Annotated in this window: 20 protein-coding genes; 12 read left to right on the plus strand and 8 right to left on the minus strand. The window is 47.6% G+C overall.

The window, feature by feature from the left end; genetic code table 11:
- Positions 1 to 98: 98 nt before the first annotated feature.
- The 5 genes from DF182_RS05685 (at position 99) to DF182_RS05705 (ending at position 5,903) form a co-directional block, all read left to right on the plus strand.
- Positions 99 to 2,951: a S9 family peptidase gene (locus DF182_RS05685; RefSeq protein WP_113614690.1), complete on the plus strand. Its 2,853-nt coding sequence runs from the start codon at positions 99 to 101 to the stop codon at positions 2,949 to 2,951.
- 272 nt (positions 2,952 to 3,223) lie between these two features.
- Complete coding sequence (locus DF182_RS05690; protein WP_113614691.1) at positions 3,224 to 4,060, plus strand: DUF6597 domain-containing transcriptional factor; 837 nt, start codon at positions 3,224 to 3,226, stop codon at positions 4,058 to 4,060.
- 40 nt (positions 4,061 to 4,100) lie between these two features.
- A complete protein-coding gene (locus DF182_RS05695; RefSeq protein ID WP_113614692.1) occupies positions 4,101 to 4,553 on the plus strand; it encodes a GNAT family N-acetyltransferase in 453 nt (150 codons plus the stop codon).
- A 50-nt stretch (positions 4,554 to 4,603) separates the two neighbouring features.
- A complete protein-coding gene (locus tag DF182_RS05700) occupies positions 4,604 to 5,107 on the plus strand; it encodes a cupin domain-containing protein (RefSeq protein ID WP_113614693.1) in 504 nt (167 codons plus the stop codon).
- 175 nt (positions 5,108 to 5,282) lie between these two features.
- Positions 5,283 to 5,903, plus strand: coding sequence for a DUF4230 domain-containing protein (locus tag DF182_RS05705; RefSeq protein ID WP_113614694.1), 621 nt, complete (start codon positions 5,283 to 5,285; stop codon positions 5,901 to 5,903).
- Here DF182_RS05705 and DF182_RS05710 read toward each other — a convergent pair whose 3' ends face one another.
- Positions 5,904 to 6,623 (minus strand): hypothetical protein, encoded by a 720-nt coding sequence (locus tag DF182_RS05710; RefSeq protein ID WP_113614695.1) that lies wholly within the window; start codon positions 6,621 to 6,623, stop codon positions 5,904 to 5,906. It lies immediately after the preceding gene.
- A gap of 341 nt (positions 6,624 to 6,964) precedes the next feature.
- Between DF182_RS05710 and DF182_RS05715 the strand changes: the two genes are divergently transcribed.
- The gene (locus tag DF182_RS05715) at positions 6,965 to 7,279 is read left to right on the plus strand and encodes an RNA recognition motif domain-containing protein (protein ID WP_113614696.1); all 315 of its coding nucleotides are present in this window, start codon (positions 6,965 to 6,967) and stop codon (positions 7,277 to 7,279) included.
- A gap of 127 nt (positions 7,280 to 7,406) precedes the next feature.
- Here the strand turns inward: DF182_RS05715 and DF182_RS05720 are convergent, their stop codons facing one another.
- The 4 genes from DF182_RS05720 to DF182_RS05735 form a co-directional block, all read right to left on the minus strand.
- Positions 7,407 to 8,729 carry a dihydrolipoamide acetyltransferase family protein gene (locus DF182_RS05720; protein ID WP_113614697.1) on the minus strand — a complete coding sequence of 441 codons (1,323 nt, stop codon included), beginning with the start codon at positions 8,727 to 8,729 and terminating at the stop codon, positions 7,407 to 7,409.
- Between the two features lie 63 nt (positions 8,730 to 8,792).
- Entirely contained in the window at positions 8,793 to 10,040 is a 1,248-nt protein-coding gene (locus DF182_RS05725) for a CinA family nicotinamide mononucleotide deamidase-related protein (protein WP_113614698.1), read from the minus strand.
- Between the two features lie 48 nt (positions 10,041 to 10,088).
- Positions 10,089 to 10,499: an acyl-CoA thioesterase gene (locus tag DF182_RS05730; RefSeq protein WP_113614699.1), complete on the minus strand. Its 411-nt coding sequence runs from the start codon at positions 10,497 to 10,499 to the stop codon at positions 10,089 to 10,091.
- A 58-nt stretch (positions 10,500 to 10,557) separates the two neighbouring features.
- Positions 10,558 to 10,977: a DoxX family protein gene (locus DF182_RS05735; protein WP_113614700.1), complete on the minus strand. Its 420-nt coding sequence runs from the start codon at positions 10,975 to 10,977 to the stop codon at positions 10,558 to 10,560.
- A 232-nt stretch (positions 10,978 to 11,209) separates the two neighbouring features.
- Here DF182_RS05735 and DF182_RS05740 point away from each other — a divergent pair, with 232 nt between their 5' ends.
- The 3 genes from DF182_RS05740 (at position 11,210) to DF182_RS05750 (ending at position 17,052) form a co-directional block, all read left to right on the plus strand.
- A complete protein-coding gene (locus tag DF182_RS05740) occupies positions 11,210 to 14,290 on the plus strand; it encodes a tetratricopeptide repeat protein (protein ID WP_113614701.1) in 3,081 nt (1,026 codons plus the stop codon).
- A gap of 37 nt (positions 14,291 to 14,327) precedes the next feature.
- Positions 14,328 to 15,977, plus strand: coding sequence for a TonB-dependent receptor (locus DF182_RS05745; RefSeq protein WP_113614702.1), 1,650 nt, complete (start codon positions 14,328 to 14,330; stop codon positions 15,975 to 15,977).
- 97 nt (positions 15,978 to 16,074) lie between these two features.
- Entirely contained in the window at positions 16,075 to 17,052 is a 978-nt protein-coding gene (locus tag DF182_RS05750; protein WP_113614703.1) for an HU domain-containing protein, read from the plus strand.
- 3 nt (positions 17,053 to 17,055) lie between these two features.
- On the opposite strand, the gene DF182_RS05755 is transcribed toward DF182_RS05750, so the two are convergent.
- Both DF182_RS05755 and DF182_RS05760 read right to left on the minus strand, forming a co-directional pair.
- On the minus strand, positions 17,056 to 17,952 hold the full coding sequence (locus tag DF182_RS05755; protein WP_113614704.1) for an SDR family oxidoreductase: 897 nt from the start codon (positions 17,950 to 17,952) through the stop codon (positions 17,056 to 17,058).
- 182 nt (positions 17,953 to 18,134) lie between these two features.
- Positions 18,135 to 20,219, minus strand: coding sequence for a prolyl oligopeptidase family serine peptidase (locus tag DF182_RS05760; RefSeq protein ID WP_211327059.1), 2,085 nt, complete (start codon positions 20,217 to 20,219; stop codon positions 18,135 to 18,137).
- Positions 20,220 to 20,395: 176 nt separating this feature from the next.
- Here DF182_RS05760 and pfkA point away from each other — a divergent pair, with 176 nt between their 5' ends.
- The gene (gene pfkA / locus DF182_RS05765) at positions 20,396 to 21,376 is read left to right on the plus strand and encodes a 6-phosphofructokinase (RefSeq protein ID WP_113614706.1); all 981 of its coding nucleotides are present in this window, start codon (positions 20,396 to 20,398) and stop codon (positions 21,374 to 21,376) included.
- Positions 21,377 to 21,388: 12 nt separating this feature from the next.
- A complete protein-coding gene (pyk, locus tag DF182_RS05770; RefSeq protein ID WP_113614707.1) occupies positions 21,389 to 22,876 on the plus strand; it encodes a pyruvate kinase in 1,488 nt (495 codons plus the stop codon).
- A 57-nt stretch (positions 22,877 to 22,933) separates the two neighbouring features.
- Here pyk and DF182_RS05775 read toward each other — a convergent pair whose 3' ends face one another.
- Positions 22,934 to 24,091 carry an MFS transporter gene (locus DF182_RS05775; protein WP_113614708.1) on the minus strand — a complete coding sequence of 386 codons (1,158 nt, stop codon included), beginning with the start codon at positions 24,089 to 24,091 and terminating at the stop codon, positions 22,934 to 22,936.
- Between the two features lie 144 nt (positions 24,092 to 24,235).
- Here DF182_RS05775 and DF182_RS05780 point away from each other — a divergent pair, with 144 nt between their 5' ends.
- A complete protein-coding gene (locus DF182_RS05780; protein WP_113614709.1) occupies positions 24,236 to 25,591 on the plus strand; it encodes an NAD-dependent succinate-semialdehyde dehydrogenase in 1,356 nt (451 codons plus the stop codon).
- Positions 25,592 to 25,623: the final 32 nt, after the last annotated feature.

Genomic DNA, 25,623 nt, shown 5'->3' on the forward strand with positions numbered 1-25,623 from the left:
TACAGATCATCTGTAAAATGTGGCCTTCATCTTTCCCCCACTGTCGCCACTGGTAAAAGTCTTTGTACTTTTGCCCGAAAAATGTATACTTTGCGATCATGAGAAATACGTTTCTGGCCCTCTCCCTGCTGGGGGCCTCTTTTGCCTATGCACAACAACCTGCCAAAAAACCGCTGGACCACACCGTTTATGACAGCTGGCAGAGTATTGGGACCAAACTACTCAGCAACGATGGTCAGTGGGTGGTATACACGGTAACACCACAGGAAGGCGACGCCACCCTGGTTATCTATGACCGCAAAACGGGCCGTTCACAGTCTATTCCCCGTGGTAGCAACCCGGTGATTACCAACGACTCCCGACACGTGGTCTTCAGCATCAAACCACTGTTTAAGGATACCCGTGAGGCACGCATCAAAAAGAAAAAACCGGCGGAAATGCCAAAAGACTCCATGGGTATCGTTACCCTGGCCTCCGGCGATCTGCAGAAACTCCCTGGCATCAAATCCTTTAAGACTCCCGCCAAAGGCAGCGGATGGCTCGCTTATCTCGCTGAAAAACCAGCCGCTGATACCGCTAAAGCCAAAGGTCGTAAACCAGCCCCCAAAGCGGCTGACAACGACCGTGCCGATGATGACAAAGGTGCTTCCGATAAAAATGAAGAAGGCATTCTCGTTATCCGCCAGCTGAAAGACGGCAGCCAGGATTCCGTTAAAAATGTGGCTGAATACGCCTTCAGCAAACCAGGCAACAGCTTGCTGATAGAAATCACTTCCGATAAAAAAGATTCTCTCTCCCGCAGCGGCGTACTGTTATGGCATACCGCTACCCGCAAAGCTGATACCCTCAGCCGCGGCTATGGCGACTACAAACAATTTGCCTTTGATGAAAAAGGTGAACAGGCGGCCTATTTTGGTACCCGCGACAGCGCCAAATCCCTCCAGCAGTTCTATCAGCTGTTTTATTATAAACCAGGACAAGACAGCGCGTTCACTGCTGCCACCAAAAACAGCAGTGGCATCCCTTCCCGCTGGACCATCAGCCCTAACAGCAAAATCTGGTTCAGCAATGACGGTCAGCGCCTGTTCTTCGGCACCGCTCCCATCCTCCCGGTAAAGGATACCAACATCGTGGATTTTGAAGTGGCCAAAGTAGACATCTGGAACTATAAAGAGGATTACCTGCAACCCATGCAGCTGAAAAATGCAGACCAGGAACTGAAAAGAAGTTATGCTGCAGTATACTACCCCGGCTCCAAACGCCTGGTTCAGCTGGGAGACCAGGACCTCGAAAACGTGATCATTCCTGCAGAAGGCAATGGCCGTTATGCACTCGGATATTCCAACAAAGGTGAACGCATTGCTCTTCAGTGGATCGGCCGCACGCTGTACACTGGCTACCTTATCAATCTGGAAGATGGTACCCGTAAAAAAGTAAAAGAAAAACTGGAAGGCGACTTCTCCAGCTCTCCTGATGGCAAATACATCGTATGGTACGACATGGCTGCCCGGCATTATTTCTCCTACAATAACGCTACCGGCACCATCGTCAATATCAGCCAGAACATCCCCGTTCAGATCTTTGATGAAGACGATGACCATCCGGACCTGCCCATACCTTATGGTATAGCCGGCTGGCTGGCCAATGACCATTTTGTGTATATCTATGACCGTTATGATATCTGGCAGGTAGACCCTACCGGCAAAACAGCTCCTTCCATCATCACCGGCGGTATGGGCCGCAAAGGAAAAATCACCTTCCGCGTCCTCAAACTGGATGAGGAACAACGGTTCTTCAACGCTGGTCAAACCCTGGTGCTCAGCGCTTTTGAAGATAGTACCAAATACAATGGTTATTATTCCCTTCAGCTGCTGGCCAAAAATGATAAAGCCCGTCAGCCTAAACAGCTGGTACTGGGACCCAACAGTTATCAGGACCTGAAAAAGGCAAAAAATGCCAATGCTTTCACCTATACAAGAGCCAGTTATATTGAGTCTCCCAACGTGTATACCGGCGACCTGGACAAAGCCATCAAAATCAGCAATACCAACCCTCAGCAGCAGGAATACAACTGGGGTACGGCTTCGCTGTACAAATGGACTACCTTCAACGGTAAACAGTCAGAAGGTATTCTCTATAAACCGGAAAATTTCGATCCTAACAAAAAATACCCGGTTATTCTCTATTTCTACGAGATACTGACCGATGGACTGTACAACTACCAGCCGCCGGCACCTACCCCTTCCAGGCTCAATATCTCCTTCTTTGTGAGCCGCGGTTACCTGGTGTTTGCGCCGGACATCCGTTATGAAAGCGGTCATCCCGGCCAGAGCGCATACGACTACATCGTAAGCGCAGCCGATGACCTGGCCAAACACCCCTGGGTAGATGGCCAGAACATGGGTATCCAGGGCCAGAGCTGGGGCGGTTATCAGGTAGCTTACCTCATCACTCGTACCAACCGCTTTAAGGCGGCATGGTCTGGTGCACCAGTGGCCAACATGACCAGTGCCTATGGTGGCATACGCTGGGAAAGCGGTATGAACAGACAGTTCCAGTATGAGCACTCTCAAAGCCGTATCGGTGCTACCCTCTGGGAGAAACCCGAGCTGTATATCGAAAACTCTCCGCTGTTCAACCTGCCCAAGGTAACTACGCCTATCGCGATCATGGCTAACGATGCAGATGGTGCAGTTCCCTGGTATCAGGGCATCGAACTGTTTACAGGCCTGCGTCGCCTCGGTAAACCTGTTTGGATGCTGAACTACAACAATGAAGCCCACAACCTGGTACAACGCCAGAACCGTAAAGATATTCAGCGCCGTGAACAACAGTTCTTCGACCATTTCCTGAAAGGTGCTCCGGCTCCTCAATGGCTCGAATCAGGCGTACCCGCCACAGAAAAAGGTATTAACTGGGGTTGGGATGTTAAAGGAGAGGATAATAAATAAGGATAAATAAATAATCCTCAATAAGATACCCAAAGAGGCTGTCTCCCAAAGGGGCAGCCTCTTTCTATTGGAGTACTCCAAGCCATCCTTCTCTCCAGAGATTAGGTACTCCTGTTTTCGCTCATCAGGTGCATCAGCACCATTAAATAAATCCCAGTTCTCTTTTTAATATGATATTAAAAACATATATTTACAATGAATAATCGCCACTTTTAGCGTATGGTGTGATTTGCAGCGACAGCGGTATCCAATAACACCACATTTTTGTACCTATGAACTTCCATATCTGCCACCCTGGAGATGCATTGCGTCCTTTTGTAAAACAATTTTATTTCTGGGAAGATGATTCCTGCGGCCTGATCCAGCTGCCTCAGCACCTTTTTACGCTGGGCGACCAGTACATGGTGTTTATCCTGGAAGGAGAAGCCACCATAAAGCCCGCAGACCATGCAGCCTTTACCTTGCCTAAACATTCCGTAACCGGTCATTTCACCTGTGCCTGTGAGCTACAGGTAAGAGGCCCTTTGAAAATGGTCGTTGTACAATTGAATGCCTACGGGTGCTATCGTTTGCTTGATATGGACGTCCGGTCCTTTACCAATTATTACCGTAATCTCGACATGCAGGAAAGCCCTGTATGGACCCTGCTGGGCACAAAACTGCAGCAGGCAAAGACTCCGCAGGAAATCACCAGCCTTTTGAATGATACCTATATGGAAGTGCTCCGGTGTTTCTCCCCTGCCCTGCAACAGGTAGATAAAATGGCCGATTATCTGCTGGCCAATCAGGGAAATGTAAGCCTTCATGAACTGGCAAAAGTTTTCCGGGTATCCAAACCCACGCTGGACAGGCTATTCAATCGTATAGTTGGTATTCCTCCCCAGTTGTTTGCCCGCATGGTGCGCTTTAAGGCAGCCCTGCGCTCCCTGCAGCAGATGGACATTCCACAATGGCAGATCAGCACCACCGCCCACTACAATCAGGCGATGTTTATCCAGGACCATCTGTTATTCAACGGAGAAATGCCTTCCGGGCATAATACGGCAGCTCAGGCAACCATCACCCGGATGACAGCCGCTGAAATGCTGCCGGTAGCCGTGGCCAGTTAAAGAAAAATTGTTATTTTTAGTAACTGCTAAGTTACTGACTATGACAACCGCAATATTTACCACCACCGAAGGAGAATACACCGTTTCAACAGATAAATCCAGACTTGATATAGGAGTTATTCATGGCTTTCTGGCCAATGAATCCTACTGGGCAAAAGATATTCCTGTCAGTGTTGTCGAAAAAACGCTGGCAGGATCTTTATGTTTTGGGGTATACCATCAGGACCGCCAGATAGGCTTCGCCCGGCTGATCACCGATTATGCCGCTTTTGCCTATCTGGCAGATGTATTTATCATACAGGAATACCGGGGCAAGGGCCTGTCTAAATTACTGATGCGTGCCATGCTGGCCCATCCGGAGCTACAGACACTGAGAAGATGGCTGCTGGTCACCACCGATGCACATGCGTTGTACAGCCAGTTTGGTTTTACACCCATACCCAATCCGGAGAAGTTTATGCAGCTTCACAACCCTAACGTGTATACGAAATAATATCAGACAACTATTCTTTTCATTATATTACCCCGATAATTGGATGCATTATGCAATATTCTGCTGCCCACTGGCGCGAACAACTAAAACTACAACCGCACGTGGAAGGCGGTTATTATCTTGAAACCTATCGTTCAGAATGGATGCTGGACATGAGTACACTGCCGGCCGGCATGGGCGGCAACCGGAACGCTTCTACCTGTATCTATTTTCTGTTGGAAGAAGGCTTTTTTTCCGCTTTTCACAGAATTGCAGCAGACGAAATATGGCATTTTTATGATGGCCATACACTGACCATATATGAAATAGAGCCCGGAGGACAACTCCATGTGCACAAACTGGGCCGTGATATGGCCAACGGAGAAAACCTGCAGGTCATCATACCCGCCGGCAACTGGTTTGCATCCCGGGTGGAAGTACCCGGCGGCTACGCACTTACCGGCTGTACAGTAGCGCCAGGTTTCGATTTCGCCGATTTCGAACTGGCAGATAAAGCCACCCTGCAGGCTGCTTACCCACAGCATGCCAACCTAATCGATACCCTTACCAGGTAGTACTAACGTAAACGAATAAACGTTTTTATATCCGCCCATCAGACGTATCAGGAGCATCAGTGAACATCATCATTCATCACAGTTGTGGGCATCAGATTCATCACAGTTCCGGCTTTTTACTAAATTACAGCCCGGGAGCAATAGGTCCATGCCTGTTCCCTTCAATTGTTCATACATGAAAAAGGTTATTTACATCATCGTTGCTGTCCTGTTCGCTATACTCCTTTTCTGGGTGGGCAAACGTTTCGGGACCACCAACGTGAGCGAACAGGTTATTTCCAACAGCACGATTGTCAAAGAAATTGCGGAATTGGCCAGCCTCGACGTACAAGGCACCGCCAGCATCAAACGGAGTAATATAGAAGAAAGTGGTGGCTGGAGCGATAATCTGAAAAAAACATTCCTCGAAAATACCGTCTGGGTATCCATTCCCTATCAGGCCAAATATGGTGTGAACATCGATGAGCAGCACTTTAAAGTGGAAACAAACAACAAAAAAATCATCGTCCACCTGCCCGCTCCCCACCTTATGAGCTATGAGCTCAAAGTAGACAAAATGGAAACCGCCAACCGTAAGGGATGGCTGCTTTTCCAGGACGACGAAACCTATACCGCCGTACAGAAAAAACTGTATCAAAGCTCCCGCGTTCAACTGGAGAACAATAATATCTACATTGAACAATCCAAAAACAAAATCAGAAAAGTGATGGAACAGTACTATGCTCCTTTTCTGAAAGACCATACCCTGGAAGTCCGTTTTGAAGGCGCTTCTACTGCCAAACCAGCACTGAACTGATCAGGCTGCATGCAGTGCGATATAACGCACCAGGCTACGTTTGGCGACCGGTAATAATGTTTCATTCACCGGCAATACCAGCGGCGTCTCCACACAATACACAGCAGGATTGGATAACTGGCTGTTTTTACGGATAAGGATCGTTTTGATATGTTCACAGGTATGTATCAGGTCTTTGGTATAGGCCTCTACATATTCAGTGCGGATACCTCTGAACTGCTCATCATGCCGTTCAAAAATAGTCAGGTGATAAGTATATACCAGGGTATCACTATGGCGCCCGTCACATAACAGCAGGTAACCTGATGTATTTTCCAGCGGTACCAGTCCTACCGGTGATATCCTTAGTTTGTCCTGTACAAATTCAAATATTTCGGTACCGTCCCGGATCGTATTGTTCATCTCTTCAAGAGAGTAGGCAATGATCTCCTCCAGCTCATTCATCAGCTCATCATCGGCACTCACCTTTTCATACAACAGCATCAGCTTCTCCAGGTCTATACCTGTCAGCCGTTTGGGAAACTGCTGCTGCATCAGTTGTTTGTTTTCCTTAAAAGCCCGCAGGTTGTTATAGTGAAAGATAATGTCAGCCAGTTGGGGATACAGCTTGTTCTGACTGAAGGCACGGTGGATATCCTGGAGGTATGACAACAAGGTGTATTTCTTGAGCTCAAAATCTATGTAACCATCGGCAAACCACGTTTCGCTTAGCGTTCCCATAAAAAATTAATTTAATGGATCTTACCCTTAATTTACGAAAAAAAGGGCAAAAAACGAACGGATTCCGCTTACTTTCAACCACATAAAACGCCACCAATCATATAATAAATATTAACAATAACTAATGTACTGGTTTGTTAAGTACATTCGTAATTTGTCATTCCCAAAACAATATTCCGGAATACACAAACCCTGTATACCTTTATCTGTAAAGGGTTTCGGGGTAATCAATTAAAAAGTTAACAATACTTATTGGAAATTTTTTTTAACCTTAACTGATTTATTGATGTTTATTTCATAACTTCAGTACATTATTTTTCATTTTTTTAATTTCAGTTATCATGAACATTTACGTAGCCAACCTGCACTATAGGTTGAACGATGAAGATCTTCATCAGATTTTCAGCGAATTTGGAGAGGTTACCTCCGCTAAGGTTATCAAAGACCATGAAACAGGCCGCTCACGTGGTTTCGGTTTTGTGGAAATGCCTAATCAGGATGAAGGCGCAAAGGCTATGGATAGTTTGAATGGCAGCGAAATAGAAGGCAAGCAATTAATGGTAAACGAAGCAAGACCGAAACAACCGAATAATAATTTTAAAGGTGGTGGCAATCGTGGCGGTGGAGGATATGGCTCCCGTGACCGTCGCTATTAATACCCCTTATTCGGGCACAAAGGAATTTTAAAAGGCGTTCCTCGGAGCGCCTTTTTTAGTTTTTTATAGCAAGAAGAAAGGCCCGGGTGATATCACCCGGGCCTTTTCTTTTATTACTTCAGCGATCTTAGACGCTTCTTTTCGGATCGAAATTTTCCAGCTCCTGTGCCACGGCCGTCAGGAAGGTAGCTCCCAGGGAGCCGTCCACAATACGGTGGTCGTAAGACATAGACAGGTACATCATGTGGCGGATAGCGATAGAATCACCTTCCGGAGTTTCTATTACCACCGGACGTTTTTTGATGGCGCCTACAGCCAGAATAGCTACCTGCGGCTGGTTGATGATCGGTGTTCCCATCAGGCTGCCGAAGGTGCCCACATTGGTGAAGGTAAAAGTACCGCTCTGGGTATCTTCCGGTTTCAGTTTGTTCTGACGGGCAGCATTGGCCAGGCCGTTCACCTGTTTGCTGAGGCCTACCAGATTGAGTACATCCGCATTTTTGATAACAGGCACGATCAGGTTACCGGAAGGCAACGCAGTGGCCATACCAATATTGATATCTTTTTTGATAATGATCTTGTCTCCATCCAGGGAACAGTTGATCAGCGGGAAACGTTTGATACATTTTACGATGGCCTCCACGAACAGTGGGGTGAAGGTCAGTTTTTCCCCTTCTCTTTTTTCAAACTCACCTTTTACGCGGTCGCGCCATTTCACCATGTTGGTTACATCGGCTTCAGCGAAGCTGGTCACGTGCGGGCTGGTTTGTTTGCTCATCACCATGTGGTTGGCGATCAGTTTGCGCATGCGGTCCATTTCCACGATTTCCACGTTGCCGCTGTAGGTAGGTGAGGCTACGGTGGTTACCGCCGGTGTGCTGCGCACTGCAGCAGGGGCGGCAGGAGCTTCCACTACCGGTGTTACATCGGGAACTACTTTACCTTCCTTACGGTCGGCTACATACTGCAGGATGTCTTTTTTGGTGACACGGCCATCATTGCCGGAACCAGGGATTCTTTCCAGGTCGGCGAAGCTGACGCCCTCCTGCTGTGCAATGGTAAGCACAAGCGGAGAATAAAATCTGGTGCCGCCGGAGGGTGCGGTGGCAGCAGGTGCTGGCGCTACTGGTGCTGCAGCAGCCGTAAACTTAGGCTCTGCGGCCGCTACCGGCGCTTCTGGTACAGGGGCAGTATTGGCCGCTGCATCGGCATTGGTATTGATACGGGCTATCACCGTGCCTACAGGTACTACATCATTTTCCTTGAAAAGTACCTCAGTGATCACTCCCTCTGCGATGGAGGGAACCTCACTGTCCACTTTGTCTGTAGCAATTTCCAATACGGTCTCATCAACTTTTACGTGATCTCCCGTTTTTTTATGCCAACGCAAAATGGTGGCTTCCATGATGCTTTCTCCCATTTTTGGCATTACCAATTCTACAATGGCCATAAGATTGTTTTTAGCTTTAATGTCGACAAAAATAAGGGAATTGTATCAATTCAATCAGCACCCCTATGCCAAAATAAGCTTACGCAGCTCGTTCATCGCGTAAACCGCCGTCATCTGGATATTCCGATCCCTGTCATAACGCAGGTGATGTTTTATAGTCGTCATTTTTTCCCGGCTGCCTACAGCTATCCATACCGTACCTACCGGCTTCTCCGGCGTACCTCCGTCGGGGCCCATAATCCCGGATACCGCGATGGCGTAATCTGTTTCCAGCAGGTCCAGCGCACCAGCCAGCATTTCCAATACAGTGGCTTCACTCACAGCGCCGTGGGCCCGCAGTGTTTCCGCCTTTACGCCCAACAGCTTCATTTTCATCTCATTGGCATAGACAATGGCGCTGCCTTTGTAATAGGAAGAACTACCAGGGATGGCTGTTATCCAGGTGGATATCTGTCCGCCGGTACAGCTTTCAGCGGTACCGATGGTCTTACCTTCTTCTTTCAATAGTTTGCCCAATACTTCCCCGATGGAAATATCCTGGTCAGTCACTGCAATATCCGGCAGCAGGTCTTTCATTTCATGGAAGTAGATGCTCAGCTCTGCCGCGGTGGCTACCTTATCTGCTCCGAAGGCGGTCAGCCGCAGCTTCAGAAGACTGTAGCTCGGCAGATAGGCCAAACGAATATGCGGTGGCAGTTTGGCTTCAAAATCCACCAGCCTTTCTGCCACAAAAGATTCTCCCAAACCAGAAGTGATCAATGTGTGATGTATCACAGCCGGTGTTTTAAGACGGGTGGCCAGCTGCGGCAGTACATAATTTTCCATAATGCCCTTCATTTCGTGGGGAACTCCCGGCATGGAAACATAAATCTTACCGTCTTTTTCAAACCACATGCCTGGTGCAGTACCTCTTTCGTTGATAATCACTGTGCAGGATTCCGGCACCATAGCCTGTTCCAGGTTACGCTCCAGGATTGGCAGGCCGCGGCTTTCAAAGAGATGCAGCACCCGCTGCAGCGTCTCTTCATGTTGCACCAGTTTTGTCTGGAAATATTCGCAGAGGGTAGGTTTGGTGATATCATCGGCCGTAGGCCCCAATCCTCCTGTAATCAGTACTATATCAGATACTTCCGCCTCTTTGGCCAGCGTGGTGAGGATATCCTCTCGAACATCCCCGATGGCTACACGCCGGTGTACCCAGATACCCAGCGCATTGAGTGCCTGGGCCATCCAGGCTGAATTGGTATCAATCGTTTGTCCTATCAGTAACTCATCACCAATGGTAATGATACTTGTTGTTATCTTGCCCATGATGTTTAAAATGATAAATGGCGGACTCCATGGTCCGCCATCTGTAAGTTATTTAAAAAATGGTTCCAACCGTTCTTTCAGGGCTGCTGGCAGTCCTGCTTTCTGTTTGGTTTTCACATCTATAAATACCAGTGTGGTCACCCCTACATTGAGCAGTTCTCCTTTTTCATTATACAATTCACTATGAAATTGTATCCTGGAATTTGTTGGCAGCTCTTTTAATATAGTCTTTACCGTTATCAGGTTATCATAATATGCCGGGCGCAGGTATTTTACATTCAGTTCTGCCACTGGCATGATCACCCCCTGCTCTTCTAGTTCACGGTAGCTAAAACCCAGTTCCCGTATGGCTTCTGCCCTGCCTACTTCATAATACAGACCGTAATTTCCGTAATACAGGTAACCCATCTGGTCTGTTTCACCATATCGTACCCGGATCGTTGTTATACTGCTAAACATGTTTCCTTCACTAAATTTTATGCTGAAAATAGCAGCCTTCACAAAGACTGCTCCACAATTATTTTCCCAATGCGCCGTCTATGGAAAACTTGCCAGGCCCTGTAAACAGGATCACCAGAAAGCCGGTCAGATACATCAGCGGCAACTCAATCGTGTCAAAATTCATGGCCATAAGATCCTGCTTGTGAATCATTCCCACAATTACGCCCATACAGATAACAAGCGGTATGGCGGCCAGTCTGGTCAACAATCCCATGATGATGAATATGGAACAAAAGACTTCCGCAAAAACCGTCATCCCCAGGGAAAGCTTATGTCCTACGCCCAAAGGATCGGGGAAAGAATTCATTTTGGCAGCAAAATTGATCAGCTTAGGCCAGCCATGTAACAACAACAGACCGCCGAACATCAGCCGGAGCACCAGCATGGAAAAACTGACCGCCCCTGCACTGTAGCCTGTTGAGAAGAGTTTTCGCATAGTAGGTAAGGTTTTTGCGCTATAAAAATATTTGCCGCAATATAGCGTAATAGCCTGTGTCAGACTGCCGGAGTTATCCACATTGTTGGAAAACCAGTCTGAAAAGATAGGATTTAACTTTTATATTTGCCTGGTTTGTGTCCCTGATACTGTTCCGTGAAATGCCTGTCAGGAAAATATTTCCGGTAGGGATTCGTTTTAAACGCATAATTCAAGATATAACAGCAAAAGCATGCAGTTCATAAGAAAAGTTTTTATTCCTGGACATCTGTACATATCCATGCTGACTTTCGCCGGCGCAGGCATCGCAGGATTGCCCGCAGCACAGGCACAGCAAACACGCATTTATACAGACCCTGAAAAGGCGTTCAAAGATGCACAACAGTATTTCCAGCAGGAAAAGTACAGCGTATCCATGCAGCTTTTCAAGCAAACAATCGATAATATCGATTATTTCCACGAATCCAACCGCGACCTCGTTAAGGCCGACGCCTATTACTATTACACCGTATGCGCCCTGAAACTCGGACAGAACAACGCGGAAAAAATCGCCCTGGATTATCTCAAAATATTCAATAATAACGCCCGCGAACAACTGGTAAGTTATCAGTTGGCCAAATATTATTTCCACCAGAATAAATTCAAAGAGGCCATTCCCCTCTACGAAAAAGCCAATATTGAGAACCTTTCCAACCAGGAAATCGCGGAAGCAAAATTTGAACTGGCTTACTGCTATTTCAACGTAAAGGATTTTAAAAAAGCACAACCACTGTTTGCCGGCATCCGGGAAATACAAGGTAAATACTACCTCCCGGCCAACTACTACTATGGTTTTATCGCTTACTACAACCACCAGTATGGTGAAGCTCTCAACAGCTTCCAGCGTGTAGTCAACGATCCGAAATACAGCAACATCGTTCCGTACTATATCGCTGAAATCTATTATTTCCAGGGAAAACATGACCAGCTGATCTCCTACTCCGAGCCTCTGCTCCAAAAAGGCGGCCAGTACTACGAAGCCGAGATGAAACAACTGCTCGGTAAAGCCTACTTCGAAAGAAAAGATTATAAAAAAGCCCTGCCCTACCTGCAGGAGTTCCAGGATAATGCCGATGAAGTAAGAAATGAAGATATCTACCAGCTGTCTTACTCCTACTACCAAACCGGTAATATCAATAAAGCCATTACCGGATTCAAACAGCTCAGCAGCTCCAAAGACTCGCTGGGCCAGAATTCCATGTATCTGCTGGGTGACTGCTACCTCCGCACCGGACAAAAAGCCAACGCCCGCAACGCTTTTGCCTTCTGCGCCAACAACAGCTCCAATGCGCAGCAACAGGAAATTTCCCGTTTCAACTACGGTAAACTGTCCTACGAACTGGGATACCAGGACGCTGCCCTCAATGAACTGACACAGTTTGTGAAAACATATCCGCAGTCTGCTTACAACAAAGAAGCCCGCGAAATCCTCGTGAGCCTCTTCCTCAATACCAACAACTATCGCGACGGTCTTGCCACCATCGAGCAGATCACCGATAAAAACCCTACCGTTCTCAAAGCCTATCAGAAAATAGCTTACGGCAGGGCCACTGAGCTGATCAACGACCAGCAACTGGCAGAAGCCGACCGCCTGCTCGATATCGCCATCAGCAATCCATACGACGCTCAGGTAAAACAACTCGCACATTTCTGGAAAGCTGAAATCGCGCTGCGTCAGAATAAAACAGATAAGGCCATCACTAACCTGAACGCCTATCTGAGTAATACCGCTCCCGTTTCCGGAGAAGCTAACGCACAAACCGCCAGTTACAACCTCGGCTACAGCCTGTTGAAACAGGACAAATACAACGAAGCACTGCCTTATTTCGAATCTGCCCAGAAAGCCAGCGGCCCTAATGCTACCAGGATCTCCACAGATGCAGTTCTTCGTACAGCTGACTGTTATTATATGCTGCGCCAGTTTCCCAAAGCCATTGCCCTGTATGATCGTATCATCAGCAACAATGAGCCCGGAGCCGACTACGCTACTTATCAGAAAGCCATCATCCTGGGCTTACAAGGCAAACAGGCTGACAAACTGGCCCTGCTGAAACAACTGGGCAACAAATTCCCTTCTTCCGGTTTCAGTAACGAAACCGATATGGAGATTGCCAACACCTATCTCGCACAGGAAAAATACAATGAAGCTATTCCTTTCCTGGAGAACGTGCTGCAAAAACAACCTAACGGTGTAAACGCTCCCAGAGCGCTGCTCAAACTGGGTCTGTGCTACTATAACAAAGACAACGATAACAAAGCACTCTCCTATTACCGTCAGGTAGTAGAGAAATTCCCTGGTTCACCGGAAAGTAACGAAGCACTGCAAAGCATCAAATCCATCTATGTAAGTCAGGGTAAAACCGATGATTATCTGGCCTTCCTGAAAGCCAGCGGCCGCACCGTGAGCGCTTCCGCAGAAGACTCTCTGGCCTACTCCGCCGCCGAAGCCCGCTTCACTAACAATGACTGCGCCGGCGCCATCATCGCATTCAACAGCTATATCCAGAAGTATCCCAACGGCCAGTTCATTTTACCAGCCAACTTCTATAAAGCAGAATGTTCCTATAACAACAAGGACTATACGAACGCGCTGCCTGCATATGAGTTTGTGTTGTCACGTAATAACAGCCTGTATGCAGAACGCTCTGCCCTGCAAGCTGCCAACATCAATTTCTACCAGAATAAAAACTACGAGAAAGCACGTAACTACTACCTGCAGCTGCAAGACCTGGCCACCAGCAAGGAAAACAGCCTTGCTTCCACCAAAGGCCTGTTGCGCAGCAACTACCAGCTGAAACGCTGGGACGAGGTAAGCAACTACGCCGAAATATTGCTGTCTGCCGCCAATATCAGCACAGACGACCAGATCATCGCCCACTTCTACCTGGGTAAAGCACACAAACAGGCCAAACAATATGCAAACGCCCTGGCCGAATTTAAAACAGTAGCCGGCCTCACCAAATCTGAAACAGGTGCGGAAGCCCGTTATGATATCGCCGATTGTTATCTGCAACAAAATGATCTGGCCGCTGCCGAAAAAGCCGGCTTTGATGTCATCAAAAACACGCCTTCCTACGAAGTGTGGGTAGCTAAATCATATATCCTGCTGGGTGATGTTTACCTCCGTCAGCAAGACTATTTTAACGCTAAAGCCACCTTCCAGAGTGTTGCCTCCAACTGCCCCATTCCGGAGCTGAAAGCGGAAGCAAAAGATAAACTCGCCAAAGCGGAAGCAGAAGAAAAAGCAGCCGGTAAAAAAGCTAAGAAACAATAATACATTCCGGGATTTTGAGAATTAAGACTACGACAGCATGAACATTCATACCATACATAACAAACGCGCTTTTGCCATAGCAGCGATGTGCCTGGCAGGTATCCTGCATCAACAAAAGGCATGGGCTCAGGAGCCACTGAAACAGGAAACGATCGACATCATTTCCACCAATCAGCCAAAACTCCGGGATGCCTATAAACTCAACCTGACAGCTTCTCTGCCAGGTGTAGACACCAGCAGGCCCATACTCAAATACCAGGTACCGGCGCTCAACCTGAACTTCATGTATCAGGCAGCCCCGATTAAACCCCTGGCACTGGGTAAAGACTCCCTGACTATGCTGCAGAATAACTTTATCAAACTGGGTTATGGCAACTATAAAACACCGTTTGTGCAGGCAGGCTTCGGCAGTGGCAGAAAAGACAACTATAACTACGGCCTGTATGTAAACTATACCGGTTCCCAGGGCAAAGACATCCCGGACCAGAACTATAGCAACCTGAATGTACTGGCTTCCGGCTCCTATCTCCTGCCCAAGTTCCAGCTCGACGCCAGCCTGGGTTACGACCGTAATACCGTTCACTATTACGGCTACAACCACGATACTATCAAATACTCCAAAAGCGATGTGGCACAAACGTTCAACCAGCTGACAGCTCAGGTAGGACTGAAAAACCGCCCCCAGCACGACTGGGCATTTGAGTTCCAGCCACAGGTGAAGTTCATCCTCTTCAATGATTCATATAAACGCACAGAAAATACCTTCATCGCCAAAATACCGGTACGTAAACAGGTGTTTGAAGATATCTATATCAAAGCGGAAGGTGTTTTTGACCTGTCTACCTACAAACAGGACAACAACAGGACCATCAACAACAACGTAGTGGCCATCCACCCGGCCGTAGACATCATCAAGCCGGGATTTGTGCTGCATGCAGGTGTTAATCCTACCTGGACCAACGATAAATTTTATCTGTTGCCCGACATCGTCAACGAATCGCACCTGATCCGCAAAAAGCTGATCCTCAGCAGCGGCTGGATTTCTTATTTTGATAAAAACTCCTACCGCAACCTGGCCAATAAAAATCCGTTCCTGGCAGGCCTGCCAACGGGTATGCTCAACACCCGTGTTGAAGAAAAATATACCGGTATCAAAGGAACACTGGGCAGCCATTTCAATTATAACACCAAGTTTGCAGCCGTTACCTGGTACAACCTGCCACTGTTTGTAAACGACAGCGCTGATACCAAATACTTCACTACCCGCAATGAAGAACAGCTGCGTGCTTTCCAGCTTCATGCGGAAGTAGGATATATCGAAGAAGAAAAATTCCAGGCAAGAGTAACTTTTGACTGGTACAACTATAACAAACAGGAAACGGAAGTAAAACCATGGCATCTGCCTCCATTCCAGGGCGACCTGTTTGTACAGTACACCTTTGCTAAAAAACTGCACCTGAATGCCGATCTGTTTGCACTCAGTGGTAGTTACTATCTCCTGCCTAATAAAGATTTTGGCAAAACCAAAGGTGCATGGGACCTCAATGCAGGAGCTTCCTATGACATCGGCAAAAACTTTAATTTATGGCTGAACGCCAATAATATCTTCAATTCCCATTATCAGCGCTGGTACCTTTATCCTACCTACGGATTCAACATCGTAGGCGGAATTATGGTGAAGTTCTGATTTTGACCTAAATTGGGTTCGCAAAGCAGCAAAGAAGTAACGTTTCTTTGCTGCTTTGCTACTTTTCGTGAATGATTTTAACCACAAAAACCTCTTCATGTTGGTACTACAGCAATACATCCAGGAAGTCCTGTTCAGGCAACGGGTATGCGTTGTTCCTCACGTCGGCACTTTCTCCATCCAGCATTTCCCGGCCCGCTACGATGCAGTCTCACAAACGCTGCTGCCTCCGCGCGACCAGGTGATCTTCAGCCAGTCGTGGCAAGACGACGGCTCCTGCCTGGAATGGATAGCACTGAAGGAAAACCTGGTACCCTCCGTGGCACAACGTAAGCTGGAGAAATATCTGGAAGAGTTTAAAACAGCACTCGAATCCGGCAAGACGCTGGAACTGCCAGGTATTGGCAGATTACAGGGAGATTTTACCGGTAACCTGCATTTTTATGCAGAAGAATTACCTGTAAATCCTGCCGATTTACCAATAGCTCCTATACAAAGGACAGAGCCACCCGCTCCTGCTGCGCTGCCAGCAATACAGCCTACCATGGCTGTGACACCGGTAACGCCACCCGAACCACCGGCGCCTGTGGAGCCTTTAATGACAGCAGCGGAAGAAGATACGCTGGAAGCAGTCACCGAAGGTGGTATTTTTAAATGGTGGTGGGCCGTGGCCGGCGCAGTGATCCTCCTCGGAGGCCTGGGCGCATGGTGGTATATCGGCCACCAGAGCGTACACGAAGTACCACCTCCTGCACCCGCACCTGCACTTCCACCAGCAACAGACACGATAGTAGATACTACGCAGCAGGTCCCGGCAAACACCGTAACAACCGCTGTTCCGGCAGCACCGGACTCCATTTCCTATTTTGTAATATTGGAAGAATATAAAGACAGCCTGACAGCTGCACATAAAGTAGCCAAAAGAAAGTCCTGGGAACAGAATGTGGTATTGTACCACAAAAACAACTTGTATAAAGTGGCCGTACCGGTAAAATCCTTACCGATAGATACCACTAGTGTATTGCAGGAAAAACAGAGTGAATTTAAAATCAATAAGGCGTATCTGGAGTTCTAGTGTTTACCGGATCTCCGCCGCCACGATGTCCAGCCCCTCTGCAAAAGTATGGGGCTTATAGCCCAGTTCTTTTTCGGCCCTGTCGATGATCAGCCCGGTTTTAGCCGGCCGGGCAGCTGGCTGGGCGAGGCTTCTGGAGCTGATTTTTTCAACCAGGCTTTTGTCCAGCTGGAAATATTCTGCCGTTTTAATGGCCATATCATATGGGGTGAGGACTTCTTTTCCGGAGATATTGAAGATACCGGTAGCTTTCTTTTCCGCAATCAGCAGGCAGCCCTCTGCCAGGTCCTGGCATAAGGTAGGTGTACGCCACTGATCATCTACCACCTTAATCTTTTTCCCCTGCTGCAGATTATTTTTCACCCAGGTGATCATATTACTGCGGTGAGGATCATTTACCACACCATATACCAGCACGGTACGTATGATAGCCCACTGCAGCTTGCTGTTGTGGACCAGTCTTTCTGCCGCCACTTTGCTGGTACCATAGTAATTGATGGGATTAACAGGGGCTTCTTCATCATAGGGGCCGTTGAGTCCATCAAAAACGAAATCAGTGGAGAGGAAGATAAAGGCAGCATTTATTTTTTCCGCTGCATTCACGAGGTAACGTGTAGCGCCTACGTTGGTATCCCAACAGGCATCCTTGTTCTTCTCACATTCGTCCACCTGCGACATTGCACCACTGTGGATGATGAGATCCGGCTGATGTTTCTGTACCAGTTGCTGTACACTGCCCGCATCGCGGAGATTGACAGCCTCATAAATGTAATGGTCTCGCTGAGGGGAACGGTTAGCACCTCTTCCGGTGGCTATTACATCGTATGTCTTATTTTGGACAAAAAGAGGGATCAGATGCTGTCCCAATAGTCCATTGCAACCTGTAATTAATACCTTCATAATGCCATATTAGTACGCTGTCTTTAAAGATAAGAAAAAATAGCCGACGGCATTCAGCATTTACCTCCCACCCCATATTTTTTTTGCACAGGCACCTGTCTGCAATAATCAGGGGCTGACAGAAAGCGCGGCATTATTGTCCTGTACTTTCCATCAACCCCTGATCAGCGAAAAGGATGATCTTATTTCTTCATCCCTAAGTTATACATGGTGAAGGCCCAGATATCCGTAGCCTCATCAATCAGTTTGGAGGTAGGTTTACCTGCCCCATGCCCAGCCTGCGTTTCCACGCGGATCAGTACAGGATTGGGGCCGGCATGACTGGCCTGCAGTGTGGCCGCAAACTTAAAGGAGTGTGCCGGCACTACACGGTCATCATGATCTGCAGTGGTCACCATCGTTGCCGGATAAGAAACACCAGCCTTCAGATTATGCAGTGGAGAATATTTGATCAGATATTTAAAATCTGCTGCATGATCACTGCTACCATATTCCGTAGCCCATGCCCAGCCAATGGTGAACTTCTGGAAACGCAGCATATCCATCACCCCTACCGCAGGCAAAGCTACTTTAAAGAGGTCCGGACGCTGTGTCATACAGGCACCTACCAGCAGGCCTCCGTTGGAACCGCCGCGGATCGCTATTTTGGAAGGATTGGTGTACTTGGTTTTTACCAGGTATTCAGCAGCACCGATGAAGTCATCAAATACATTTTGTTTCTTCTCTTTCATACCGGCCTGGTGCCAGGCTTCTCCATATTCACTGCCTCCGCGAAGCGCTACTACCGCGTAGGTACCACCCTGCTCCATAAAATACAGATTAGATACACTGAAGCCAGGTGTCTGCGGAATATTAAAACCACCATAACCATAGATCAGCACAGGATTGTTACCGTTGTTTTTCAGGCCCTTTTTGGAAGACAGGAACATCGGCACTTTGGTACCATCTTTACTGGTGAAAAACACCTGTTTTGTTTCATAATCATCCGGGTTAAATTTCACCTCTGCTTTGCTATACAGCGTGGATTTTCCCTGTTTGATATCATACTTATATATTGTGGTAGGTGTTACGTAGGAAGTATAGGTATAAAACAGTTCCTGATCTTCCTTCTTCCCATCAAAACCAGTGGCAGAGCCTATGCCAGGCAGCTTGATATCCTGTTCCAGCTTGCCTTTGTAGTCGTATTGAAATACGCGGGTGGAGGCGTCCTTCAGATAAGACACAAATAATTTTCCACCGGCATTACCCACGTTTTGCAATGCCTCTTTCTTTTCAGGTACAATTGTTTTCCAGTTTTCTTCCGCCGGATGAGCCGGATCAATCAGTACTATTTTATAGTTGGGTGCGTGATGATTGGTGCTCACCAGCAGACTTCCGCCATCGTTGTCAATTACAGAAGGTTCGTGCTCAAATCCTTTTACCAGCAGGGAAAAGGAAGTCTGTGCAGGGTTCTGCAGATCACGATACCACAGCTCTTTGCCGGAAGTACCTTCTGAAGTGGAGAGAATAAGGAAACGTTCATCTTCGGTTACGCTCACGCCGGCAGAACGAAGCGGATGATCTTTATCCACGTATATCAGTTCATCCTGGTCTTGTGTAGTACCTATTTTATGATAGTATACTTTCTGGAACTCATTCTTTTTAGAGAGTTTGCCTTGTTCATCCGGTTTGTCATAGCGGCTGTAGTAGAAGCCATTACCTCTCCAGGAAAGTCCGCTGAACTTGATCCATTCCAGTTTATCGGACAGCAGTTGGCGGGTGGCGACGTCCATTACATAACCTTCCTGCCAGTCGGAGCCCGCTTTGGCGATCAGGTAGGCTGCATATTTCCCGTCTTTGGAGAAGGAGAGGTTGCCCAGGGCGGTAGTACCTGCGGCAGATAATTTGTTAGGATCGATAAATACTTCCGGAGTACCACCAGGTGTAGCAGAGCGGTAAAGAGCAGCCTGATTCTGCAGGCCATCATTTTTAAAGAAGTAATAATAATTACCGTGTTTTACCGGAGCACCGGTCTTGGGATAGTTCCACAGTTCTTCCAGTCTCTTTTTAATATCTGCACGGAAAGGGATGGTAGAGAGATAATCCTGAGTCACTTTGTTTTCCGCATCTACCCAGGCTTTTGTTTCAGCGCTATGATCATCTTCGAGCCAGCGATAAGGGTCTGGGATCCGGGTACCGTGATAATCGTCTACTGTGTCTATTTTTTTTGCAATGGGATATTGCAGCTTCATTTGTTGTGCTATTCCTTCCATAGTCATTAAACTCATGCTTAAGATCAACCAACTCTTATTAGTCTTTTTCAACATGCCTATATTTTTTAAAAAAATTCGCTACTTTGTTTGATTAAAATTAAATATTTAGGTTAATTCATCAGATAACTGTTAGAAAACAATTGCAAAATGTTATTTTTGTGCGCCTTTAAGATATTTTTTTAGCAATTTATATGAAAAAATTGAACAACATTGCAGTCCTTACATCAGGCGGAGATGCTCCGGGCATGAACGCAGCTGTTCGCGCCGTTGTAAGAACGGGCATTTATCATCAGCTGAATGTGTTCGGCGTCATGTATGGATATAGGGGAATTCTGAAGAATGAAATCTTCCCGATGGAATCCAAATCAGTTGCCAACATCATTCAACGAGGGGGCACCATCTTAAAGACCGCCCGGTGCAAAGAGTTCTATGAATATGAAGGGCGAAAAAAGGCTTATGAGAATCTGAAAAAGCACAACATTGACGGATTGATAGTGATAGGGGGAGATGGTTCGTTTAATGGTGCGCAGAAATTCAGCCAGGAATTTGACATTCCCTGTATAGGCTTGCCTGGTACTATTGATAAGGACATTGCAGGTACTGATTTCACGATTGGCTTTGACACCGCAGTGAACACTGCAATCGAAGCCATTGACAAAATCAGGGATACTGCAGATGCGCATGACCGGCTGTTTGTAATCGAGGTAATGGGCCGTGATGCCGGTTACATCGCTTTACACAGTGGTATTGCCACCGGTGCCGAGCATATTATGATGCCCGAGCGTAAAACCGAATTAAACGACATTATTGAAGAACTGCAGGCCAACGAACGCCGCAAAAAACTGGTAAATCTGATCGTAGTAGCCGAAGGTGACGACACCGGAGGCGCCAATGAAGTAGCACGCCGCATTAAAGAAACCTGTCCGCAACTGGATACCAGAGTATGTATCCTCGGACATATCCAAAGAGGTGGATCCCCCACCTGTACAGACCGTATCCTGGCCAGCCGTATGGGCTATGCCGCTGTAGACGCCCTCCTCGAAGGCATTCACAATGTCATGATCGGGATCGTAAACGACAAGATCCATTATACCCCCCTGGACAAGGCTGTTAAAGCCAAACAGGAAATTGACCCCGAATGGTTTAAGATTGTTAAAATTCTTGCGAGTTAAAAAATAAGACTTATGAGTACAAAGGATCTTTCGAAATACTATCACAAGCAGATGGACAATGCTGCCGGTAGAGCACACTCTTCCCGCAAAACAAAAATCGTTGCCACTGTAGGCCCTGCCAGTGATACCTATGAACAATTGCTGGCATTAGTGAAAGCGGGCGTGAACGTGTTCCGCCTCAACTTCTCTCACGGCTCGCACGAGGATAAACTGCGGATCATCGAATACATCCGTCAGATCAACAAAACCGAACCTTACAACGTAGCCATCCTCGGAGATCTGCAAGGACCCAAACTCCGTGTTGGCGAAATTGAAAATAACGCCCTCCCGCTGGTAAAAGGTGATATCCTCACCTTTATCAACGAAAAAGTAGTTGGTACCAAAGAAAAAATCTACGTTTCCTACCCCGATCTGTATAAAGATCTCAAACCAGGACAGAAAATTCTGCTGGACGATGGTAAAATCGAAACCGTAGTAAAAGAAATCACGGCTTCCGGCGAAATCAAAGCCGAAGTATCACTGCCAGGCGTACTGTCTTCCAAAAAAGGCTTTAACCTGCCCGATACCAAAGTATCCCTGCCTGCCCTGACAGAAAAGGATATTGTGGACCTCGAGTTCATTATCGACCAGGAACTGGACTGGGTAGCCCTGTCTTTCGTTAGAAGCGTAAAAGACCTGAGCGACCTGCGCAAACGCCTGGAAGCACGGAACTCTAAAATAAAAGTGATCTCCAAGATCGAAAAACCGGAAGCCATCCAGAACCTGAAAGAAATCATCTGGGAAAGTGATGGCGTTATGATCGCCCGTGGTGACCTCGGTGTGGAACTGCCGGTAGAACAGATCCCGATGATCCAGAAAGATATCATCCGCAAATGTATCCACCGTGCGAAACCCGTTATCGTGGCTACACAGATGATGGAAAGTATGATGGACCGCACCCGTCCTAACCGTAGCGAAATCACCGACGTGGCCAACGCCGTACTGGAAGGCTCCGACGCGGTAATGCTCAGCGGTGAAACAGCTACCGGACAATTCCCTGAACTGGTGATCCAGACCATGAATAAAATCATTCAGGAAGTGGAAAAAGAAGCGATCATCTACAACCGTAACCTGATCCCGCATCGCCACTCTCCTACCTTCCTCAGCGACGCACTCTGCTACAACGCTTGTAAAATCGCTGAAGACCTGGACGCTGACGCCCTCATCGGTATGACCCAAAGCGGTTACACCGGCTTTATGCTGAGCAGCTACCGTCCTCGTTCTCCGCTCTACGTATTTACCAAAGAAAGAACACTGGTAAACCAGCTGAGCCTCAGCTGGGGTGTACGCGCCTTCTACTACGAAGAAGAAGAAAGCCTTGATGACATCGTTTTCGATCAGATCAATATTCTGAAAGAAAGAGGCTTTATCAAAGTTGGAGATGTATGCGTAAACACCGGTAGCACGCCTGTAAAACTGCATCTGCCTACCAACATGCTCAAGATTACCAGAGTAGAATAGTATTCACAACGATTTTAATAAATAAAACGGGAGTAGTGATCACTACTCCCGTTTTATTTATTTCTTTTTGTAAGTCGCCAGGTAGATGACCAGCGCTATCAGAATCAGCGTAGTACCCGCCACACATACTCCGTTCCATTTCCCTACAGACCACACCCACAGGCCAATTCCCGAACCCAGTGAAGTTCCGATAAAACTAGCCGTCATAAATACGGTATTGAGGCGGTTGCGGGCTTCCGGCTGCAATGCATAAATACGGGTCTGATTGGATACATGTATCCCCTGCAATCCAAGATCTATCGCAATGATGCCAATGATGATTCCGATGATGTTTGCCTGGAAGAAATAAAACATCCCATAACCGGCCAGGAGAAAGATGATCCCGTAGCCAATTGCGATCCGGGGATTCTTCTTATCAGCAATGCGGCCTACCAGCGGGGCGCCCAATGCTCCGGCAGCAGCTGCCAGCCCCATCAGCCCGATCTGCTCACTGGTATATCCGAAAGGTTTGTCTGAAAGCAGGAATACCACCGTAGTCCAGAACATACCAAACATCGCAAAACAACAGGCGTTGATAGCAGACGCTTCCCGCAGCATGGGCTGCTCACGGATCAGCGTTCCCAGCGATTTCATCAGATCACCATAACTACCGCCGAACTTAGGCTGGCTTTTAGGGAAAGAGAACAACATAATCACTACCAGCAACAAACTGATACCTGCTGCAATCCAGAACATCGCTCTCCAGCCCAGATGATGACCCACTATACCGCTGAGTGTTCTGGAGAGCAGAATCCCTACCAGCAAACCACTCATAATGGTACCTATTACCTTGCCTCTGTTGGCAGCGTCCGAAAGATTGGCAGCCAACGGCAAAATCAATTGCGGTACCACTGAGGTAAAACCAATCAGTAATCCGGTGATTTTAAGCATGGTAATGTTCTGGGAGAAACCTGCAGCTGTCAAAGCCAGCACGGCAGTAAATGTCATGACAATGATCTGTCCCTTACGCTCCAGCTTGTCGCCCAGTGGCACACAAAACAGCAGTCCCAGCGCATAACCTACCTGTGTAAAAAAAGTTACCTGTCCGGCATTACTTTCGGAGACACCGAATTCTTCACTCATCAATACCAGCAAAGGCTGGCTGTAATAAATATTCGCAACGATGAGCCCTGTGCACAGGGCCATAACCATAATATTCCATCTGCTTAAAGCCATATAACCGATTCTTTTGGAGTGGCAAAGATACATAAAGGAACCTGGCATTACCGATTTCCTTATGATGGACGGGCGAGAGCGTTTGACATGAAATGGCTAAATTTGTGATTATTTTACTGCTTACAGGGCTAAAAGGTTACTGCTATGTTTACAAGTATCAATCCTTTCACACAGGAAACCATTGCTGAGTATACACCACATACCCAGGCGGAAATAGAACAGAAATTACAAAGAGGAGAAAGAGCCTATCGTCAGTTGCTGGAGACGCCGCTGGAGCAGCGCCGTCAGTGGATGATGCAGGTAGCTTCTTCCCTCAGAAAAAATGCGACGGCCCACGCCACCCTCATCACGCAGGAGATGGGAAAAACCCTGAAGGAAGCGAAGGCAGAAGTGCTGAAATGCGCCTCCTCCGCAGAATATTTCGCAGAACATATCGCTGAAATGCTGGAGCCCCGGCCTATACAGTCGGATGCTTATAAAAGTTATGTCAGCTATGAGCCTAAAGGTATCATTCTGGCTATCATGCCATGGAACTTCCCCTACTGGCAGGTATTCCGCTTTGCGATTCCCAACATTCTCGCCGGCAATACCGGCCTGCTGAAACATGCGAGCAATGTAAGCGGTTGTTCACTGGCCATTGAACAGGTTTTTATGGAATCCGGATTTCCGGAAGGTACTTTCCAGTCCTTACTGGTGTCTTCCAAAGACCTGGAACCGATTGTGGCTGATCCGCGTATCCAGGGGGTAACCCTTACCGGCAGCACGCCCGCGGGTAAAAGTGTGGCCGCACTGGCAGGCAAATACCTGAAGAAAACAGTATTGGAACTGGGTGGCAGCGATCCTTTTATCGTATTAAAGGATGCTGACCTGGAAGCCGCTGCCAAAACCGCCGTACAAGGCCGTATGCAGAATGCCGGCCAGTCCTGTATCGCAGCCAAACGCTGGATCGTGGAAAAAGAAATAGTACCCGCCTTCACCGCGGAAGTACGCCGCCTGCTGGAAAACATGCAACAGGGAGACCCCATGCAGGATACCACCTCCATGGGCCCGATGGCTCGTACTGACCTGGCAGAAGACCTTGACAGGCAGCTCCAGGAATCTATCAGCCAGGGAGCCAGACTGGAGTTGGGCGGTACCTATGAAGGATGTAACTTCGCGCCCACCCTGCTCACCGGGGTCACCAACGATATGACTGCTTTTAAGGAAGAAACTTTTGGCCCGCTGGCCGTTATTATAGAAGCTGCCAACGAAGACGAAGCCATCGCATTAGCCAACGAAACCGACTTCGGTTTAGGTTCCGCCCTCTGGACCAGCGACCTCGACAAAGCCGCCCACCTCGCCACACGGATCGAAAGCGGCAACGTCTTTATCAATGCCATGGTACGCTCCGATGCCCGTCTGCCCTTTGGTGGCGTAAAACAATCCGGATACGGCAGAGAACTATCACTGGAAGGCACACACGAATTTCTAAATGTCAAAACTGTTTATATACAACAATAGGATTTAGGAATTTATGGATTTTGGGATTGGGG

Origin of the sequence: Chitinophaga flava (assembly GCF_003308995.1) — a bacterium.
Classification (GTDB): Bacteria; Bacteroidota; Bacteroidia; order Chitinophagales; family Chitinophagaceae; genus Chitinophaga; species Chitinophaga flava.

Coding starts and splice junctions, on each gene's coding strand:
- DF182_RS05735 (WP_113614700.1), bottom strand. CDS start 10,977: ATGCGAAAACTCTTCTCAACAGGCTACAGTGCAGGGGCGGTCAGTTTT.
- DF182_RS05725 (WP_113614698.1), bottom strand. CDS start 10,040: ATGGGCAAGATAACAACAAGTATCATTACCATTGGTGATGAGTTACTG.
- DF182_RS05775 (WP_113614708.1), bottom strand. CDS start 24,091: ATGGCTTTAAGCAGATGGAATATTATGGTTATGGCCCTGTGCACAGGG.
- DF182_RS05720 (WP_113614697.1), bottom strand. CDS start 8,729: ATGGCCATTGTAGAATTGGTAATGCCAAAAATGGGAGAAAGCATCATG.
- DF182_RS05710 (WP_113614695.1), bottom strand. CDS start 6,623: ATGGGAACGCTAAGCGAAACGTGGTTTGCCGATGGTTACATAGATTTT.
- DF182_RS05745 (WP_113614702.1), top strand. CDS start 14,328: ATGAACATTCATACCATACATAACAAACGCGCTTTTGCCATAGCAGCG.
- pfkA (WP_113614706.1), top strand. CDS start 20,396: ATGAAAAAATTGAACAACATTGCAGTCCTTACATCAGGCGGAGATGCT.
- DF182_RS05685 (WP_113614690.1), top strand. CDS start 99: ATGAGAAATACGTTTCTGGCCCTCTCCCTGCTGGGGGCCTCTTTTGCC.
- DF182_RS05755 (WP_113614704.1), bottom strand. CDS start 17,952: ATGAAGGTATTAATTACAGGTTGCAATGGACTATTGGGACAGCATCTG.
- DF182_RS05750 (WP_113614703.1), top strand. CDS start 16,075: ATGTTGGTACTACAGCAATACATCCAGGAAGTCCTGTTCAGGCAACGG.
- DF182_RS05760 (WP_211327059.1), bottom strand. CDS start 20,219: ATGAGTTTAATGACTATGGAAGGAATAGCACAACAAATGAAGCTGCAA.
- pyk (WP_113614707.1), top strand. CDS start 21,389: ATGAGTACAAAGGATCTTTCGAAATACTATCACAAGCAGATGGACAAT.
- DF182_RS05705 (WP_113614694.1), top strand. CDS start 5,283: ATGAAAAAGGTTATTTACATCATCGTTGCTGTCCTGTTCGCTATACTC.
- DF182_RS05740 (WP_113614701.1), top strand. CDS start 11,210: ATGCAGTTCATAAGAAAAGTTTTTATTCCTGGACATCTGTACATATCC.
- DF182_RS05695 (WP_113614692.1), top strand. CDS start 4,101: ATGACAACCGCAATATTTACCACCACCGAAGGAGAATACACCGTTTCA.
- DF182_RS05700 (WP_113614693.1), top strand. CDS start 4,604: ATGCAATATTCTGCTGCCCACTGGCGCGAACAACTAAAACTACAACCG.
- DF182_RS05715 (WP_113614696.1), top strand. CDS start 6,965: ATGAACATTTACGTAGCCAACCTGCACTATAGGTTGAACGATGAAGAT.
- DF182_RS05780 (WP_113614709.1), top strand. CDS start 24,236: ATGTTTACAAGTATCAATCCTTTCACACAGGAAACCATTGCTGAGTAT.
- DF182_RS05690 (WP_113614691.1), top strand. CDS start 3,224: ATGAACTTCCATATCTGCCACCCTGGAGATGCATTGCGTCCTTTTGTA.
- DF182_RS05730 (WP_113614699.1), bottom strand. CDS start 10,499: ATGTTTAGCAGTATAACAACGATCCGGGTACGATATGGTGAAACAGAC.